This is a genomic window from Streptomyces sp. SID10853, from assembly GCF_010548145.1.
Lineage (GTDB): Bacteria > Actinomycetota > Actinomycetes > Streptomycetales > Streptomycetaceae > Streptomyces.
The window spans coordinates 1-17,433 of record NZ_JAAGLN010000034.1; the positions used below are offsets into that span (position 1 = coordinate 1).

Genomic DNA, 17,433 nt, shown 5'->3' on the forward strand with positions numbered 1-17,433 from the left:
ACCGCCGCGCCCGCCCCGGCCGCAGCGGCCAGCCGCCAGGCCGGGGACAGGGAGGGCGAGGCGCGCCACAGCACGCCGGGGCCCTGTACGAGCAGCCCGCCGGCGGTGACCGCGGCGCAGAGAACCACGTAGACCGGCAGCATCGGCGTCCCCCGGTCGTCGAGGTAGCGGCTGTGCACGGCCCCCGCCAGATTCAGCGCGGCGAGCGCGCACAGGCCCAGCCCCATCAGCAGGTACAGCCGCAGGTCAGGGGTAAGGGTGAGGGGCATCGTGGTGGAAGCCTCCGTAGGCGGCGAACCGGGGGTGGGCGGCCGGCGGCGCCGCGGGCAGCGGCAGCACCAGGGTGTCGGGCGAGAAGACCCGCACGACGGTGAAACCCAGCGCCCGGACGTCGGTGGTGGTCAGGTCGGCGAAGAACAGGTCCTTGCCGCTGCCCCGGTACGCGTCGACCAGCGCGGCGATCTGTTCCCTGCGCGGCCGGTCGTCGTCCGCCGGCAGGTCGCCCGCCGCGGCCTCGTCGCAGGCGGCGAAGCGGTCCTCGACCACTTTGGCGCCGTCCGCGGCCGCGTAGGTGCCGACGTTGGCCTCCAGGTCGTAGAACTCGTCGCCGCTTGGCCGGTGTTCGCCGGGCCCGTGGTCGATCCGCCGCTCCACGGCCAGCCAGCCGGCCAGCCACCGCACGCCGGCTGCCTCCAGCAGCGCCCGGTACATGGTGTTGACCAGTCTGGTGCCGCTGCCGAGGCCCACCGCGATCTGCGGCACCAGTCCCGGCGGGCGGCGCAGCAGGCAGGCCACCGTGAATCCGGGCAGATCGGGGTTGGTCAGCAGGTGGAACTCCGGGGCGAGGTCGCCGCGCGGGAACACCTCACGCACCAGGTTGTCGATGATGCTCGTGCGGCGGTCGCCGGTGATGCGCACGCTGGGGCGGGTGCCGTGCCAGTGGCCGATGGCCGAGTCGATCTGCACCGCCTCCGACAGCGCGGCGGCCAGGGCTGCGTCGGGGTCGGTGTGCGCGGCGGCGCCGGTGGTGACGGCCGGCGCGATCCACGGCTCGCGGTCGGGCGGCGCGTAACCGAGGAAGTACCACTGCGCCGGTATCCACCCGCTGAACCGGCCGAGCAGCGAAGGCAGTTGGACCCAGCCGAGTTCCGCTTCCGGGTCGAACCGGTCGAACCAGAAGTCGCCGCTGCCGTGCTGGGCGGCGCTGAACAGCGTCAGCTGCGCCTCGGTGGGGACGTTCTCGCCGGCTGCGGCCAGCTCCCGGTGAGTGGCGTAGCGCACCGGGAAGCGCCCCTCCAGGGGTGCGACGTTGCAGGCGTAGCGTTCGAGGGACTCGGCGAGCACACGGATCTGCGCCTCGAACGGCTCGGTGCCGAAGCCCCCGAGGTGGAAGCTGCCGGCCTTCGGCGCGGGCAGGTCCTGGAGCAGGTGCACCCCGGCCAGGTCGGCGCTTGCGATGAGCATGCGCGCGTCGCTCCTGCTGCGGGTGAGGTGGTCGAGCACCGGCACCACTCCGCACAGCCGGCCGTGCATGCGGCGCCTGAGGGCCTCGGCGCGCTGCATCTCGTCCTGCCGTACCGACAGGGCCATCGGCTCAGACATCCAGCCACGCCCTCGGGTCGTAGTAGAGCGGCGAGTCGTCGCGTTCGACCACGATGCCGCAGCCCGCGCAGCCGGGCAGCCGAAGCACCTCGTTGTAGGCGATCTCCATGGTCGGCAGGTGAATGCCCAGTGCCTTGTCGATGGTGAAAGCCGTCCCGGTGTGGAGGTAGTTGACGGCCTCCAGGGCCAGGTGCGAGCCGAGCAGCGCGGTGACGGGAGCGGCCGAAGGGCGGCTGCCGAGCCGGGCGGCGCCGCGGGCCAGCGCCTCCTTGTAACGCACGTAGGAGGACTTCTCGCGCAGGTTCATCACCACGCGGGTCTCGAAGCACTCGTAGCAGGCGGACCGGCCCGGCAGCACGGTGGGACCGGCGAAGACGTACGGCCCGTCGACGGCGCCGTGCAGCCAGGTGATGCCCAGCCGGGCGGCGAGCCGGTTGAAGACCTGGAAGCGCTGAGGGTCGATCACCGAGGCGGCCACCACCGCGAACGCTCCTCGCCAGGGCTCGAACTCCGCCTCCAGGGTGCGCAGTTGGAGCCCGTCGTGAAGCACGGCCGGATCGACGGTCGCCAGCCGCCTCACCAACGGGTCGTCGGAGCCGGGGCGCAGCACCGGCAGTCCGTGCCCGTTTCCCATGGCGGCGTGCACGGAATCGGTCAGTGCCGGATCGCCGAGCAGCAGCACCTGCGTGGCCTGCTCGGCCGGTTCCGCGCGGCCGAGCCCGGACACCTCGTCGAGGTAGGCGTCGAGCGCGCTCTCCGGGCCGTCCTGGAGCACCCCCAGGTCCGCGAGGTGGCCGGTCAGGGCCGCTACCTCCTCCGGTGCGACGCCGTGCCGATCGGCGAGTTCCCCGGGGGTGGTGGTGCCGTCCAGGGCCGATACGAGGGCGAACATCTTTCCGCCGCCGCTGTCGTCGGTGACCGTGTACGACTGCATATTCCAAATGCCCGTTCGGAACTCAACGATGTCCGGGCTGTGCCCGATCACCGTGACCGATTGACGCACTCGGGGATTTCTGCCCGTCACCGAGAAACCTCCGTCCCGGAAAGTGGAGTGAGCTCTGAATTGAATTCCGTGCAGCCCGGCCGCGGTGTCATGCGGGAAGTCCGACGAGGACCGTGTGCAGCAGGGCCTCGAGAACGCCGTCGATGCCGAGTGCGGCGTTCGCCTCGTCGTCGTAGAAACCCGAGAAGTCGGTGGCCGCGAGACGGGCGCCGGTCACCGCGAGATGAATGTTCTGGGACAGCGCGCCGCACTCGTGGAGCACGAAGCGCATGCCGCGCGGCCCGTACTTGCGCATGGCCCGCCACGGGCGCGCCACCAGCAGGACGACAGCGGCGGCCTGCCGGGGGTGCGGTCCGTCCGGGGAGTCCTGCAGCGCGTCGAGCAGTGCGGCCAGTCCCTCGGGGCCCGAGTGCGCTGCCAGCGCGTCACGTTCGGGGAGGTAGCGGTGCACTCCGGCCGGCACGCCTGCCACCCGGGAGGCGGCCACCCACACCTGGACGGGCCGCAGTCCGCCGGCGCTGGGCACCGCGTGGAAGGAGCCGGTCAGCGTCACGCCGTCGGCGGTCTCGACCTCGCCTTCGGCGGTGGGGCCCGCGGCGTGCCGCAGCAGCGCGGCCAGCCGGTCGGCGCCGAGCGGCGCGTCGGCGAAGACACGCTCGCTGCGCCTGCGGTTGATGACCTCGGTCAGCGGTTCGGTGACCGGCTCGGACGGCGGCAGCGCCGTCAGCATGCCGTCCGGCACCTGTTCGGCGCCGTTGTACGCCCAGCACATCGCCAGCGGGTCGGACGAGTAGGCGGAGATGGACAGTTGTGTCTGACGGTCCCACCGCTTGAGGCGGGAGGAGACCAGGAACTCCTCGGCGACCCGGGGCAGCCTGGGGTCGCCGGCGTTGTCGGCGCGGAAGGAGTGCGTACGCAGTCCCACGCCGTCCGCCTCGGGGGCGCGGGAGCGGCGCGCGGTTGCCAGCACAGCCGCGCGGGAGAGCTGGGGCGAGGCGGAGACCGGGTCGGTCACGGCTGCTCCTTCTTCGAAGGGCGGGCGAAGCCGGGTGCGGGCTGCGGCGTCGGGGCCGTGGGCCCGCACCCGGCGATCACTGGGCTACAGCTCAGCCGCGGCGGCGCACGACGGCGCCACAGCAGGAGGAACAGGCGCCCGGCACGACGACCTCACGGTCGTCGCGGTCCTCGGTGACGGTGGTGGTGGTGAGCTTCATGGTGAACCTCCTCGAATGGTGAACGCCTCGGTAATGGCGCTCGACGGGAAGAACCAGGAACCGCGAGATCGACCGGCCGGGAAATTAATTCCGGCGGGCCGGCAATCCCTGTCGTACTCGGCCGGAAAGGCCATCAGGCGATCCGGCCAAAGCCAGGCAACCACAGCAGGTACCGAAAGAACAACGCCCGTTGGTGCACCGAAAACTGCACCAATGAACAGTGTTAGCAGCGGTGGTGAAAGGATTGAATGTCGCTGCGATTACTCTCAAATTCGCCCGCCAGGACATCCCGGCCCGGCGCGCACTCAGGGGCTGTGGCCGGCCGGTGTGCCGCCGGAAGGAGGATTGATGACAAGCAGCGTGAACAGCCCGCCCGCGGACCTTCCCGACGCCCCCTTCGGGCCCGCGTGGGCGGCCGACCCGTACCCCGCCTACGCCCGACTGCGCGAGGAGGGGCCGGTGCGGCGCGTGCACATCCGCGAGGGTCTCGATCCCTGGGTGGTCAGCCGGTACGCGGAGGTCAAGTCGATGCTGGGCGATCCGCGGCTGAGCACCGACCCGGCCGTTGCGGCCGGTCCGGTCCGTGAGGCCATCGGCCGCGGCCGGCCCGAGGAGAAGGTGTCCCTCCTCGGCCGCCACCTGCTGAGCACAGACCCGCCGGAGCACACATCGATGCGCCGGCTGATGTCACGGGCGATGACCCCGCGCCACGCCGCCTCCCTCGATGAGCCGATGCGGCGGTGGGCGGCCGAACTGCTGGACGCGGCGGCGGGCCGGGAGCGTTTCGACCTGCTCGCCGACTACGCCGTACCCCTGGCGGTCGAGGTGGGGTGCAGGCTGCTGGGCGTGCCCCAGGAGCTGACAAAACCGTTCCACGCCTGCGCCCGCGCCTTCTCCCGCGCCGAGCTGGACGAAGGCGACGACTTCGCGGAGGCCGCCGACGAACTCGGTGGGCACCTGGTGCCCTGGGTCCTGGGCGCCCGCGAACGGGGCGGCGACGACGGCCTGGTGGCGCTGCTCGCGGCGGGCGAGGGCGAGGAGGAACTCGACCCGCACCAGCTTGTCGACGTCGTCTTCCACTTGTTCTTCTCCGGATACGAGTCCAGCGCCTACTTCGTGTGCAACACCGCCCTGCTGCTGCTCACCCACCCCGAGCAGCGTGAACAGGTGCGTGCCAGGCCCGAGTTGATGGAGGCGGTGATCGAGGAGGCGCTGCGCCTCGAGGGTTCGGTGAAGGTGCCGACCTGGCGCTTCGCCAACCAGGACTTCGACCTGGCGGGCGTTCAGGTACGCAGCGGCGACGCGGTGCTCGCGCTGCTGAACTCGGCCGGCCGCGACCCGGACATGGTGGACGACCCCGACAGCTTCCGTCTGGACCGGGGAGCCTGCCCCCATCTGGCGTTCAGCCACGGCATCCACCACTGCCTGGGCGCTGCCGTCGGCCGTCTGGAGGGCCGGGTCGCGCTGTCAGCCCTCTTCGAGCGCTTCCCGGCCGTGCGGCTGGCGGTCCCGGCGGAGGAACTGCAGTGGCGGGACAACCTGATGATGCGAGGCGTCACCGCGCTGCCGGTCGTGCCCGGCCCGGACACGAGCGGTGTGCGATGACCGCGCCCGTACTGCGCTCCACCTGGGTCAACCGGGGCCACGAGGCGTTCCCCGCGGCCATGGCCGACGAGGAGCATGCCGCGCTGACCGAACTGCTCGCGCTGTACAACCCGGTGGGCGGCCCGATCACGAAGGTGTTCACCGAACTCGCCGGGCCGGGGCCGCTGCACAGCAATGTGTCCACCGCCTCGTTCAGCAGCATCGACCGGCTGCTGCGGCGGCTGACGGGCGTGCCGTCGCTCGACCCCGGCACCCAGGACAGCATCAGCGCGGGCGGCAAGGGCTTCACGCTCTTCGACATGTTCGCCTCCAGCGCAGGCGAGACCGTGGAGCGGGTCATCGGATCGCTGCGCGGCACAGGCGGTGCGGAGCAGCGCTCGGGGACCTACGACGAACTGCGCAGGGCCGGTGTGCCGTGCATGCACCCGGACCGGATCCCCCTGTTCTCCGCCGCCCAGTACGCTCGCCCCGACTTCGTCTACGAGCCGTTCACCACCGGCACGCCGCTCAGCTGGACCCGCGGGTCGCATCTGGTCTCGGGCGAGGAGGTGTGGGTTCCCAGCCAGCTGGTGGAGCTGGTGCACCTGGCGGAACCGGGCGAGGCGTCCATCGGCTACGGCTCGTCCGGTGGCCTGAGCAGTCATGTCACGCGGGAGGCCGCGATCTACCACGGCGTGCGCGAGATCGTGGAGCGTGACGCGCTCAATCTCCGCTGGTACCTGCGGGTGCCGCCGGAGCGGGTCACGGTCACCACCGCGCCGCGCGGCCACCGGCTGCGTACGCTGCTGGCCGAACTGGCGGTACAGAACGAGCCGGTGGACCTGCTGTACCACTCGCTGGACATCACGGAGATCCCGGTCTTCACCGCGGTGCGGGTGGAGCCGTGGAGACACCGCTTCGGGTTCTGTGCCGGGGCAGGCGCCGACCTCGACGCGGAGACCGCGCTGAGCGAGGCGATCGGCGAGTTCGGACAGTCCGAGCGCATCCTGCGCTCCTCCTTCCTCGCCCCCGACCGTCCGGTCTCGCAGCTGTTCGCCCGCCAGTTCGATCTGGCCCCGGATGCCCCGCTGTCGGAGATGCTCACCTATGTCCAGTCCCTCGGCTACTACGGCAACCGCGAGCTGCGCGGACTGCTGACCGCACACCGTGGTGCCGGGGACGAGATCGCGCTCGCGGACATCAGCGGGGCGCCGCCGCGCCGTGAGGGCGGGCCGGCCGACGCCGCCAGGCTCGCCGCGCTGTGCGCCGTGCTCGACCGCCACGGCATCGACCCCGTCGTCTTCGACCGCACCCCCGAAGGACTGTCCCACCTGCGGCTGATGCGGGTCTTCGTACCCGAGTTGACGCAGCCGTTCCTGCAGTCCCGGCCCATGCTCGGTCACCCCCGGTTCGCGCGGGTGCGCGACTGGTTGGGGGAGCGCTCGCCGCTGACCGGCGAGCCACAGGCGGCTCCGCCGCTGCCGTACCCCTGACCGGTGCCACCACGCGGGTCCGTGGAATGGCCGTACGGACTCCGGCCGGCCCGTCCGGCCGGGGGCGCGTCCGCGCGCTGTCCCCTCACAAGGTTTGACCGACACGATTGGAGTCATGGTCACCATGGACCTGACCACCGAACACGTGCCCACGGAGAAGTGGAGCACCAACCCCGAGAGCCGGGCCATCCTGGCCGCTTCCTGCTGCAGCTCCTCAGTCCTGTGCTGCTGCTGCTGCGGTGTGGCGACCGGTATGAGTGCCGTACAGACCGACCAGGCGGAGCTTGTTCCTGCCGGCCGGTGAACCACCCGTGCGGGTCCCGTCCGGGGCCCGCACGGCTCCGCACCGGCGCATTCGCCGGACCACGCTCCGTCCCCGGCCCGGTATGCCGGGCCCGGACCCAGTCGGCCGACTCGCGGAAGGCACATATGACCCTCTATACGCTCAACCCCCATCTGCGTTTTGTCCGGCGCACCGACGACGAGGTGCTGATCAGCCGCGGCAGCCGCTCTGTCTACGCGGAACTGCTGCGTGACGACGCGGGCGGCGGCGTCCTCGCCGACCTGCTGGAGCGTCTGCGCACCTGCGCCGACGAGGACGAACTTGCCTCCTGGGCCCGGGAGTCGGCGCCCGGGGTGTCGCTGGACGTCCCCGCCGTACTCAGCCACCTCGCGCAGCGCGGCATCGTGGTCCCGGCCGGTTCCGACCCGGCCCACACCCATCTGCGCACCGTGTTCCCCGCCTCATCCGCCCCCGACGACGCACTGCGCGATTCGGTGGTCACCGTCATGGGGGACGGGACGCTCGCCGACACCCTGGCCGGCCAGTTGGCCACCTCCGGCGCCACCGAGGCCGGTGCCACGCTCCGCCGTGTACCGGCGCCTGCGCCCGACGACGTCCCCGAGGAGCTGTTCACCGGCGCCACCCTCGTGGTCGTCGCCCTCGACAGGCCCGACTCGACGCTGCTGCACGCCCTCAACGACACGGCGCTCCGTGGCAAGACCCCGTGGCTCCCGGTGTACTTCGACGGCGGCGAGGGTGTCATCGGCCCCACCCACGTCCCTGGCGAGAGCGCCTGCCATCTGGAGTTCGAGCTGCTGACCGACTCCTCCGTCGGCTTCACCGGTCACATGCTGGAGCTGCGGCACGCGCGTGACGCGCACGGCCCGGCCGCCACTCCCCCGCCGCACCAGGTGCAGATCGTCTCCGGCCTGGCCATCGAGGCGGTCGTGGCACACCTGGTCGGCAGCGACCGGATCACCTCCGGCCGCGCCGTGCGGTTCGACTTCGAACGCATGGAAATCGACTACCAGGACGTGATGAGACTGCCGCGCTGTCCTGCCTGCGGTCCGCAGCGGGCGCCCTACCGGAACCCGTTCCTGTGACGGGCCCGGCCCGCCGGCCCACCTCCTCGACGGGAGCGACCATGGAGACCGCCTTCCCCCCGACCGGCCGGGGCGGCGTACCGCTGGACGAGACCCCCGTGTCGGACCCGGCCAAGACGCTGGTACTGCGGCCGTCGCCGTCCGCCACGTACCAGGCCCGGCTGACCGCCCGCACCCCGGACCCCGCGGAGTTCTTCCACGTCAACTCGTCCCTGTCCCCGGCGGGTGCGCACAACGCGCCGCTGGACGACAGCGAGTTCCGCGAGATCCTGGCGTGGTTCCACGGCAGCGCGTTCGCACCGCACGACGACGAGTGGGACCCGCGCGAGGCCGAGGCGGAAGGTGCGGTGCTGCCGGCGGCGGCGGTACGCGACGCCTGGGGCGTGGACCTGCCGGGCTCGCTCGGAGACGACGGCGAAGAACTGCTGTACGGCACCGACCTGATGCTGCTGCTGCACGGGCGGCTCTACCGCTGGTTCCCCGGCAGGGACTGGCTGTTCACCGACTCCCGGCTCGCGGACGACACGGTGGCCGCGATCCACGGCTGCCTGCTGCCGGCCGCCCCGCAGGCCGACGCGCTGCTGTTCGTGGTCGGCGTCGCTCCGCGCTGGACCGCCCTGCAGGGCCCGCGCGGCTACCGCAGGCTGCTGCTGACCGCGGGGCGCCTCACCGACCGGCTGGTGCGCGCGATCGCCGACGCGACCGGCAGCGCCCCGCCCGTGCTGCTGGACTTCTACGACGACCGTATGCACGGGCTGCTCGGCCTCGACGGGCTGGAACGCGCCGTCCAGGCCGTCATCCCGCTGCCGTGGCAGGACCGGGCCGCACACGACGGAGGAAGCAGGCGATGAGTACCACCGACGAACTCGACACCCTGCTGGCCGGGCTCTCGGCCCGCGACCGCGACGCCCTCGCCGCGATGCTGCGCCCGGCTCTGCGCGTACGCGAACGCACCGGCGACCGCGCGGTGCTCGACCTCGTCACCGTGGCCCACCGGGCGCTCAACGACCCGGCGTCCATGGCGAGCAGGTCGGAGATGCAGGGCGCGCAGACCCCACAGGTGCTGCCGGACCGCGCCGGGCGGGCCGAGGTGTCCTTCCCCGGCGAACTGCCCAAGCTCACCCATCTGTTGCAGGATGTACTCGCGGCCCGCGCCTCCCGCCGTGACTTCGCGGGACGGCCGCTGGCCCTGGAGGACATCGCCGGGCTCCTCAGCCACTCCTACGGCATCCGGGGCACCACGGCCGCCTACAACAGCCCCTCGTTCCCCAGCCGTTACGCCCCGAGCGCCGGCGGGATCCAGTCCACCGACATCTATGTCGTCGTCCACGACGTGGAGGGCGTCGCACCCGGCGCGTATCTCTACGCACCGCAGGACGACGCGCTACGGCTGGTCAACCGCGGTGACATGCGCCGTCTGCTGGTCGACGCGTGTCCCGACACCGAGTGGATGTACAGCGCGGGGGCGGTGCTGGTGCTCGCGGGGGCGCTGACGCGGGGGCGGTGGAAGTACGGCAACCGAGCCTACTGTTTCGCCCACTTCGACGCTGGGTTCGTCGGCGAGAACCTGTACCTCTGCGCCACCTCGCTCGGTCTGCGGGTCTGCGCCGTGGCCGGCTTCGACTCGGACCGGGTGGCCGGGGTACTCGGCCTCGACGGCAAACAGGACATCCCGCTGCTGCTCATGCCGGTCGGCTCGCGCGCCTGACCGTCCGACCAGCCACGCGGCCCGTGTCTCCCCCGGACACCGGCCGCGTGGCTTCCGCGCGCCCGCTCAGGCCCCGTCCGGGGCGGCCTGCGTGTCCTGGTCCAGCCGGCCCCGCCTCACCAGCACCAGTGACAGCAGGCAGCCGAACAACAGCACCGCGGAGCCGCTGTACTCCGCCACATGCAGACCGCGCACGAACGACTCGTTGGCCGCGTGTGCCACCGCCGCCGGCAGGTCGCCGCCGCTGAGCCGCGTACCGCCGTTGAGCCGGTCCATGAGCCGGGCGCGCTCGTCAGCCGGCAGCCCGAGCGACGTCAGGCGGTGTCCGAGATCGCGGTGCATCGCCGCGGTCAGTGCCGAGCCCAGGGCAGCGACACCGATGACACCGCCCAGCTCCCGCAGTGTGTTGCTGGACGCGGACGCCATGCCCGCCCGGCGGGCCGGGACCCGGGCGAGCGCGGTCGCCGTGATGGGCGTGAGCACCAGACCCATGCCCAGACCGATCACCGGCAGCAGCCACCAGTAGGAGCGGAACGACGCGTCCGAGCCGAACTGCGCCATCGCCGCCATCGCGAAAGCCGAGACCAACAGCCCGGCAGTCATGGGGTACCCGGCGCCGATCCGCCCGGCGATCCAGCCCGCCACGGGTGTCACCGCCGCCACCACCACCATCGCCGGCATGACGACGAGGCCCGCGCCGGTGGCCGACCAGCCCAGCACCTCCTGCAGCCACAGGCTCAGGAAGTACAGCACCGAGAACATGCCCAGGTACAGGAAGAGACCGTTGAGCAGGGCGCCGGTGAACAGCCGGTCCCGGAACATCGCCAGGTCGAGCATCGGGCTCTTCACCTTGAGCTCGACCAGTACGAACAGCGGCAGCGCGACCACGGCCAGCACATAGCCGCCCAGCACGAAGTGGTCGCTCCAGCCGCGCAACGGGCCTTCGATCGTGGAGTAGACCGCCGCGCCGATCACCACCATGCCGAGCAACTGCCCGGCCGGGTCCAGGGTGCGGCCGTCGCGGTCCGACGACTCCGGGATGAGCAGGGCTCCGCCGACGAGCCCGATCAGCGCGATCGGCACATTGAGCCAGAAGACCCAGGTCCATCCGAAGTGGTCCACGATGGGACCGCCGACGATCGGCCCGACTCCGAGGCCGAGGCCGGAGACCCCGGCCCAGATACCGATGGCCATCGCCCGCTCGCGTTCGTCGGTGTAGATCTGCCGGATGATCGACAGCGTGCCGGGCATGAAGGCCGCGGCCCCCGCGCCCTGCAGCACCCGGCCCGCGATCAGGATGCCGACGTGCCCGGCCAGCGCGCACACGGCGGATCCCGCGCCGAACAGCAGCAGGCCGAACAGGAAGACCTTCCGGCGTCCGAAGAGGTCACCGACCGTGCCCGCGGTCAGCATCAGCGCGGCCAGGCTCAGGCTGTAGCCGTCGACGATCCACTGCAGATCGCTGATGTCGGCCCCCAGATGGTTCTGCATGCTGGGCAGCGCCACATTGACCACGGTATTGTCGAGCATCGCCATGAACAGGGACACGCACAACACGAGCAGCGCCGCCGTGCGGCGCCTGCGGCTCAACGCGGTGCCGGCGGCCGCCGGGGACGCGGCAGCGCTCACGTCGCGGGAGTCAGGATGAACGGTGGGCATGATCACTCCAATGCGTCGGGGAAGACCTGTGCGCGGCCGGCGCCCGGCCGGGCCCTGGTGAGGACGCCGTGGTGACGCGACAGACGTCGGGCGGCTCCACGCGCCGTGCGGTGCCGCTCTCGACGGCGGCGATCATCCGCTGTGCCCGCGAACTCATCGAGGACGACGGGCTGGAGTCGCTGTCGATGCGGCGGCTGGCCGAGCGCCTGGACACCCAGGCCGCCTCGCTGTACCGGCACGTGCACAACAAGGAGGAACTCGTCGACCTGGTGGCCGACTCGCTCTTCGGCGACTTCGAACCGTCTCTGGAATACGGCCCCGAGGACGACTGGCGCTCGTATCTGACCCGTGTGGCCACGACCTACCGCTCCTTCCTCCTGGGCCGCAGGGATGCCGAGCGTGTCCTGGCGGGCCGGTTCGCTGTCGGCAAGAACCTCGTACGGCTGATCGAGCCGGTCCTGCAGACGCTGCGGGACGTCGGCCTGAACCAGCGTGACTCCGCGTATGTGCTGTATCTGGTGATCGTCCATGTGCAGGGGTTCGTCCTGCACGAGAAGGCGCCGCTCTCCGCGTCCAACGCGGCGGGGCTCAGCCGGGAGCTGACGCTCACGTCCATCCGGAACATCCTGGAGCACTTCCCGGACGAGGACTTCCCACGGGTCCGCGAAGCGGCGCCCTTCCTGGCCGAACCGGGCCTGGACGCCCGGTTCCGCTACGGTCTCGAACTGCTGCTTGACGGTCTCGCGCTGCAGGTCGGCACGGGCTCCGCCACCAGCTGACGTACCCACGGGCCGGTCCGGCCAGCGCCGCGTCCCGGATGCCCGCGAGGCCGGCGCCGGTGGACGGCGGCGATGGTCAGCGGCGCCATCGCCGGTTCTCCTGCCTTTCACGCTGGGCCTGTTCACGGGCCTGCTGCCGTTCGCGCTGCGCCCGGTCGCGCTCCTCCTCCGCGACTCGGCGCCGTTCGTCGCGCAGGAATTCCTCCTGGCGACGGCGCCCGTCGCGCTCGTCCTGCTCCACCTCACGGCGGGCCCGCTCCTCCGGATCACCCTGCCACGGCCACCTCATGGCGTCCTCCCATGCCAGCGAGAAGGGGACTTTCGGTCCCTGTAGCGCCGAGGTTAGCATCTCTTGCGAACAGTGTTAGCACGTCTGACGCACCCACCGCGCGAATCTGCCCAGGAGGCAGCAATGACCCAGCTGACCGAGTCCTCACAGGCCCAACTCCCGCCTCATGTGCGGCTGATGACCATCGTGGCGGGTAAGTGGATGGCCCAGCCCATCGTCATACTCGCGGAGCTCGACGTCGCGGAGGCGCTCGCGGACGGCCCGCTGGACACCCCGGCCCTCGCCGCGCGGGTCGGCGCCGAAGCCGACGCCCTGGGCCGGATACTGCGCGCTGCCGCCTGCCTGGGCGTGGTGGCGCGCGACCCGGGCGGCGCGGGCTGGCGAATGACCGTGGTCGGGGAGAAACTCCGCGCGGGCGTGCCCAACAGCCTGCGCGACTTCACCCTCTTCATGGGTGATCCGGCGACCATGTCCTCCTTCGCCGCGCTCACCGGCACCATGCGCGGCGAAGGGCCCGCCTTCGACCTCGCACACGGGCGACCGCTGTTCGAACATCTCGCGCACGCCCCTGAGCTGGCCCGCCGCTACCAGGGCGCCTGGGGTCCGCTGACCGCGGAACTCGCCGAAGAGGCCGCCAGGGACTACGACTTCGCCCGCTTCCGGGTCCTGGCCGACATCGGCGGCGGCAACGGCGAACTCCTTTCCGGACTGCTCACCGCGCTCCCCGGCGCACGTGGTGTCCTCGTCGACCGCCCGGACGTGCTGGAGACCGCGCGCGCCCGGTTCGCCGACGGCCCCCTGGCGGACCGTGTCGATTTCAGCCCGATCGGCGAACTGCCGACCGATGCCGACGCGTACGTGCTCAAGAACGTCCTGCACTGCTTCACCGACGACGCGTGCGCCGACCTGCTCGCCGACGTCGCCGCCGCGATGAAGGGCCGGCCGCACACCAGGCTGATCCTCGTCGAGGCGGTCATCGCCGAGGACGACCGGTTCGACTGGGCGAAGTTCATCGACATCGAGGTCATGGCGAACAACGGCGGACGGGAGCGGACCGCCGCCGAGTGGCGCGCCCTCCTGACGCGGGCCGGCTTCTCCCTCACCTCGATCACGCCGACCACCCCGCCGCAGAGCATCATCGAGGCGCGGCTCGCCTGAGGCACCGCGGACCGGGCGGCCAGGACTGCGGGAGTCCCGGCGCGGCACTCAGCCGTGACCGGGTCTCCTCTCGGTCACGTCCCTGTTCATGTCAGGCGCCGTCACTCGCCGACCGTGCCCATCTCGGCCATGAAGTCCACCGGATTGCTGTCGAAGCCGCGGAGCATCTCGCGCAGCTCCCAGCCCGCGGATCCGTCCCGGGTGAACTCCGCGACTGTCGCGGCAGTGGCCCCCGCAAGCTGCGCGAAGTCGTCCTCGAGGAGTTCCCGGTACCGCTCGACGACGACCACACCGGGGTTGGCGATCTCGCCGAAGGTGAGAGGCCCGGCGTTCTGGTGAATCGCCACCCCCACCACCACCCGGCCGTAGTCGGACGGGATCCGGTCGAACTCCAGGACCATCACTTCATCGAAGCCGAGACCCTGGCCGGTCTCGCTGTGCCGGTCCATGGTGATGGTGCCGTCCGGGGAACGGCTCTCGGTGTGGACGACGTACGCCGGCCGCCCCCGGGGGTCGTCGGCGGAGTAGACCGCGCCGATGATGTCCAGATGGTGCGGTGCCTCCCCCAGCGGGCTCGGATCCCACCGGAGCCTTACCTCGACCTTGCCCAGTTCGCCGTTCACGCCGTCTTCCCCCTCGTCGCATCACCGCGGGAGAACCCCCGCGTGATCAAGTATGGCCGCTGACACTGCTCTTGATGCAAGGCCGGCGCAGGATGGCCGAGGCTCCGGGCCCAGCGGTGCAGCAGTACGGCCTGCCCCCGAAACACAGTTCGCGGTCCGGAAATGAGGTGACGGGGCCGACGTGCTCATCGACAAGGAACTTCAGGATCTGAGGGCTGAGGTATCGGCCCAGCCCCTGGCCAGGTAGAGCTCCCGGTCGATCAGGGTGCGCCCGAGCCGGGGAGGGGCAGGACAGGTGCACGTTGATCTGGGAGTTCTCGATCCGTCCCGCGGTGCCGGTGTGCTGCCGCCGCACGCCCGCGCTCCTGGTGCCCTTCTTCCGGTCGCCGGCCTCGTCCGCGATCGGTACCGCGTCGTCGGCGGCCAGTACGGTCAGGCGAGCACGCGAGCGCACGAGCGCACGAGCACGCGCGAACACGTCGTCCGCCGGCGGAGCAACGAGCCAACCGCCGTCACGTCGCGTGAAGAACCGGCAAAAGTCCTAGGCGTTACCCGCCGACGAGGGCTGGTAGAGGTCGTTCAGCTCGTCCGCGTGGTCTTCTTCCTCCTTGAGAATGTCCTCGATGAGCCGGCGGCTCGTGGGGTCGCTCTCGCCGATCCACCGGACGATCTCCGTGTAGGTCTCGATGACGATCCGCTCGGCGACGAAATTCTCCCGGATCATCTCCTGGAGGTCGGTCTCCGCAGGTGTCTCGTACTCCGTGTGGGAGCGGGCCACGAGGGTGCCAGGATCCAGGTCGGGGCTCCCGCCCAGCTGGTTGATCCGGTCCGACACGCGCTGGAAATGGTCGAGTTCCTCCGTGGCGTGCTCACGGAACATGTCGGTGACCTGCTCCCGGTGAATGCCCTGCGCCACGATCGCGTTCTGTGTGTAACGCAGATAGCAGACCATTTCGGTGGCGACGACCTGGTTGAGCACCTCGATGAGGCGTTCCAGGTCAGCGGTGTTCGCGGGGGTTACCGGCCCTTTGGTGATGTTTTTCCGAGCCTCTTCGCGGATTCTCGTCACGTCGATGGCGAACTGATTCTTCACGGGGATTCCCATCAGTCATCGAGCACTCAGGAATGGAGTCTTCAAGCGGCCCCGAAAGGATAATCAGCGAACTTCCCGGCTTCGGCCCGACTCGCCCGGCGATCTGCCCCCGCACATCGTTTGCAGGAGAACCACCGCGGCGCCGCGCGCCGGGGAAATACCGCAGCCTGCCTCTGCCTCTGCGGCCGTCCATCCGCTTTGGGACAATTCAGTCGTACGGAGTCCGAAGCGGCCGCCCCTACGCTCAGGAGGACGTCGTCATGAGCACCACGGCCACGCGCCGCGAAACAGCCCGCGCGCTGCTCGACACGCACGGACAGACCTACGCCGCCCAGGCCGGAATCCGGCTCCGGGACACTCCCCAGCCGCTCTACCAACTACTCGTCCTCGCCTGTCTCCTCAGCGCCCGAATCCGGGCCTCGGTCGCCGTCGACGCGGCCCGCGAACTGTTCGAGGCGGACATGCGCACCCCCCGCCGGATGCAGGACGCCACCTGGCAGCAGCGGGTGGACGCCCTGGGCGCCGGCCACTACCGGCGGTACGACGAGAGCACGTCCACCACCCTCGGCAAGGGTGCGGCATTCCTCCGGGAGCGCTACGGCGGCGACCTGCGGCGTCTGCGCGAAGAAGCCGACGGCGACCCGCAACGCATGGCGGAACTCCTCCAGGAACTGCCCGGGATAGGCCCGGCCGGGGCGGCCATCTTCCTGCGTGAGGTTCAGGGGATCTGGACGGAGCTGGAGCCCTACCTCGACGGAAAGGCGGTGCAGGGGGCAGAGCGTCTCGGGCTGCCCACGGCCCCCCGCCGGCTCGCGAAGCTGGTGTCCGCGCAGCAGCTGGCCGTCTTCGCCGCGGCCCTCGTACGAGCCGCGCTCGACACATCAGTCGTGGAGGACGTACGGGAGAGGACGGGCGCGGCTGCGCGCAAGCCCCACAGCCGCTGACACCTGCGGTTCAGGGGCCGACCAGGGCGTGATGGACCGCGCCGAGAAAGTCGTCGAGGTCCTTCGGTGTCCGGGAAGTCACCAGCGTGTAGCCGCCCTCGGGATCGCTCACCACTGGTTCGTCCACCCATGCCTTGGCCCCCGCGTTGCGGATGTCGGTCCGCACGGAGGGATAGGACGTGAGCGTCTTGCCCCGGAGGACATCCGCCTCGACCAGGGCCCAGGGGCCGTGGCAGATCGCGGCGATCGGGCGGCCCGAAGCCGCGAACGCCTTGACCGCGCCGATCGCCTTGTCGTTCAGCCGGAGGTTGTCGGCGTTGATGGTGCCGCCGGGGATCAGCAGCAGCTGGTGGGCGGCCGGATCCACCGTGTCGAAGGTGGCGGTGGGCTGTACGGTCTCGCCGGGATCCTTGTCACCCACCAGAGTCAGAATGGGCTCCGCCGTGGCGGCGGCGACAGTGACGTCGGCGCCGTCCTCGCGCAACCGCCTGAGAGGAACGAGCAATTCGTCCTGCTCGACACCGTAATTGGTGACGAGTGCGAGGACGCGGTGACCATTGAGCGGCTTGTCAGCCATGATGCGCCTTTCCTTCGTACAATCCGTCGGCCGAAGGGGCCGAGTCCATACGGAGGCCCGGCGCGGACAGCTCCGGGCCTTGTTTCTCATTCTGCCCGTATGCGGCTGAGTACCCCAGTGGACGATCCATTCGGGTTTCCCGCCATGGCTCGCCCGATGCGCCGCGGATTTGACAGTTCGAGCCGCGGTGGGACGGTTGATGGAGCGGGTGGTTCAGCAGGCCGCGTCCGTGACTCCGGCAGTTCCGGGGCGACGCGCCGGTCGACCGGTCAGCGGGGTCGTGGCTGCTGTGTGCCCATACCGAGCAGAAGAGAGGGCGGC

General features: G+C 71.0%; 18 protein-coding genes and 1 pseudogene. 9 read left to right on the plus strand and 10 right to left on the minus strand.

Annotated features, from left to right (window positions below):
* The 4 genes from G3I19_RS09730 to G3I19_RS09745 all read right to left on the minus strand — a co-directional run.
* Positions 1-269: hypothetical protein (locus G3I19_RS09730; RefSeq protein WP_164262132.1), on the minus strand; the 269-nt coding region annotated here is incomplete at its 3' end.
* On the minus strand, positions 247-1,602 hold the full coding sequence (locus G3I19_RS09735) for a YcaO-like family protein (protein WP_164262134.1): 1,356 nt from the start codon (positions 1,600-1,602) through the stop codon (positions 247-249). The genes G3I19_RS09730 and G3I19_RS09735, both read right to left, overlap by 23 nt.
* On the minus strand, positions 1,595-2,536 hold the full coding sequence (locus tag G3I19_RS09740; protein ID WP_164262137.1) for a TOMM precursor leader peptide-binding protein: 942 nt from the start codon (positions 2,534-2,536) through the stop codon (positions 1,595-1,597). Before G3I19_RS09740 ends, G3I19_RS09735 begins: the two co-directional genes overlap by 8 nt.
* A 157-nt stretch (positions 2,537-2,693) precedes the next feature.
* On the minus strand, positions 2,694-3,620 hold the full coding sequence (locus G3I19_RS09745) for a SagB/ThcOx family dehydrogenase (RefSeq protein WP_164262140.1): 927 nt from the start codon (positions 3,618-3,620) through the stop codon (positions 2,694-2,696).
* Between the two features lie 547 nt (positions 3,621-4,167).
* On the opposite strand from G3I19_RS09745, the gene G3I19_RS09750 reads away from it, so the two are divergent.
* The 6 genes from G3I19_RS09750 (at position 4,168) to G3I19_RS09775 (ending at position 9,990) form a co-directional block, all read left to right on the plus strand.
* On the plus strand, positions 4,168-5,424 hold the full coding sequence (locus tag G3I19_RS09750) for a cytochrome P450 (protein WP_164262143.1): 1,257 nt from the start codon (positions 4,168-4,170) through the stop codon (positions 5,422-5,424).
* Complete coding sequence (locus G3I19_RS09755; protein ID WP_164262146.1) at positions 5,421-6,896, plus strand: YcaO-like family protein; 1,476 nt, start codon at positions 5,421-5,423, stop codon at positions 6,894-6,896. The genes G3I19_RS09750 and G3I19_RS09755 overlap by 4 nt, the downstream gene beginning before the upstream one ends.
* Positions 6,897-7,011: 115 nt before the next feature.
* On the plus strand, positions 7,012-7,200 hold the full coding sequence (locus G3I19_RS09760; RefSeq protein WP_164262149.1) for a hypothetical protein: 189 nt from the start codon (positions 7,012-7,014) through the stop codon (positions 7,198-7,200).
* A gap of 125 nt (positions 7,201-7,325) precedes the next feature.
* Positions 7,326-8,282, plus strand: coding sequence for a TOMM precursor leader peptide-binding protein (locus tag G3I19_RS09765; RefSeq protein ID WP_164262152.1), 957 nt, complete (start codon positions 7,326-7,328; stop codon positions 8,280-8,282).
* 41 nt (positions 8,283-8,323) lie between these two features.
* Entirely contained in the window at positions 8,324-9,133 is an 810-nt protein-coding gene (locus tag G3I19_RS09770; RefSeq protein WP_164262155.1) for a hypothetical protein, read from the plus strand.
* Positions 9,130-9,990, plus strand: coding sequence for a SagB family peptide dehydrogenase (locus G3I19_RS09775; protein ID WP_164262157.1), 861 nt, complete (start codon positions 9,130-9,132; stop codon positions 9,988-9,990). Before G3I19_RS09770 ends, G3I19_RS09775 begins: the two co-directional genes overlap by 4 nt.
* 66 nt (positions 9,991-10,056) lie before the next feature.
* Here G3I19_RS09775 and G3I19_RS09780 read toward each other — a convergent pair whose 3' ends face one another.
* Positions 10,057-11,649: an MFS transporter gene (locus G3I19_RS09780; protein WP_164262159.1), complete on the minus strand. Its 1,593-nt coding sequence runs from the start codon at positions 11,647-11,649 to the stop codon at positions 10,057-10,059.
* Between the two features lie 71 nt (positions 11,650-11,720).
* Between G3I19_RS09780 and G3I19_RS09785 the strand changes: the two genes are divergently transcribed.
* Positions 11,721-12,428, plus strand: coding sequence for a TetR/AcrR family transcriptional regulator C-terminal domain-containing protein (locus tag G3I19_RS09785; protein WP_164262162.1), 708 nt, complete (start codon positions 11,721-11,723; stop codon positions 12,426-12,428).
* 76 nt (positions 12,429-12,504) lie between these two features.
* Here G3I19_RS09785 and G3I19_RS09790 read toward each other — a convergent pair whose 3' ends face one another.
* The gene (locus G3I19_RS09790) at positions 12,505-12,717 is read right to left on the minus strand and encodes a hypothetical protein (protein WP_164262164.1); all 213 of its coding nucleotides are present in this window, start codon (positions 12,715-12,717) and stop codon (positions 12,505-12,507) included.
* A gap of 123 nt (positions 12,718-12,840) precedes the next feature.
* Between G3I19_RS09790 and G3I19_RS09795 the strand changes: the two genes are divergently transcribed.
* Positions 12,841-13,875: a methyltransferase gene (locus tag G3I19_RS09795; protein WP_164262166.1), complete on the plus strand. Its 1,035-nt coding sequence runs from the start codon at positions 12,841-12,843 to the stop codon at positions 13,873-13,875.
* Positions 13,876-13,976: 101 nt separating this feature from the next.
* Here G3I19_RS09795 and G3I19_RS09800 read toward each other — a convergent pair whose 3' ends face one another.
* From G3I19_RS09800 to G3I19_RS09810, 3 genes and pseudogenes are all read right to left on the minus strand, one after another.
* Positions 13,977-14,498 carry a TerD family protein gene (locus G3I19_RS09800; protein WP_164262168.1) on the minus strand — a complete coding sequence of 174 codons (522 nt, stop codon included), beginning with the start codon at positions 14,496-14,498 and terminating at the stop codon, positions 13,977-13,979.
* Positions 14,499-14,738: 240 nt separating this feature from the next.
* A pseudogene (locus G3I19_RS37365) lies at positions 14,739-14,913 on the minus strand (transposase); the annotation flags it as partial.
* A gap of 126 nt (positions 14,914-15,039) precedes the next feature.
* A complete protein-coding gene (locus tag G3I19_RS09810) occupies positions 15,040-15,591 on the minus strand; it encodes a ferritin-like fold-containing protein (protein WP_164262172.1) in 552 nt (183 codons plus the stop codon).
* A gap of 260 nt (positions 15,592-15,851) precedes the next feature.
* Here G3I19_RS09810 and G3I19_RS09815 point away from each other — a divergent pair, with 260 nt between their 5' ends.
* Complete coding sequence (locus G3I19_RS09815) at positions 15,852-16,535, plus strand: endonuclease (protein WP_164262174.1); 684 nt, start codon at positions 15,852-15,854, stop codon at positions 16,533-16,535.
* A 10-nt stretch (positions 16,536-16,545) separates the two neighbouring features.
* Here G3I19_RS09815 and G3I19_RS09820 read toward each other — a convergent pair whose 3' ends face one another.
* The gene (locus G3I19_RS09820; protein WP_164262176.1) at positions 16,546-17,112 is read right to left on the minus strand and encodes a DJ-1/PfpI/YhbO family deglycase/protease; all 567 of its coding nucleotides are present in this window, start codon (positions 17,110-17,112) and stop codon (positions 16,546-16,548) included.
* Between the last annotated feature and the right edge of the window lie 321 nt (positions 17,113-17,433).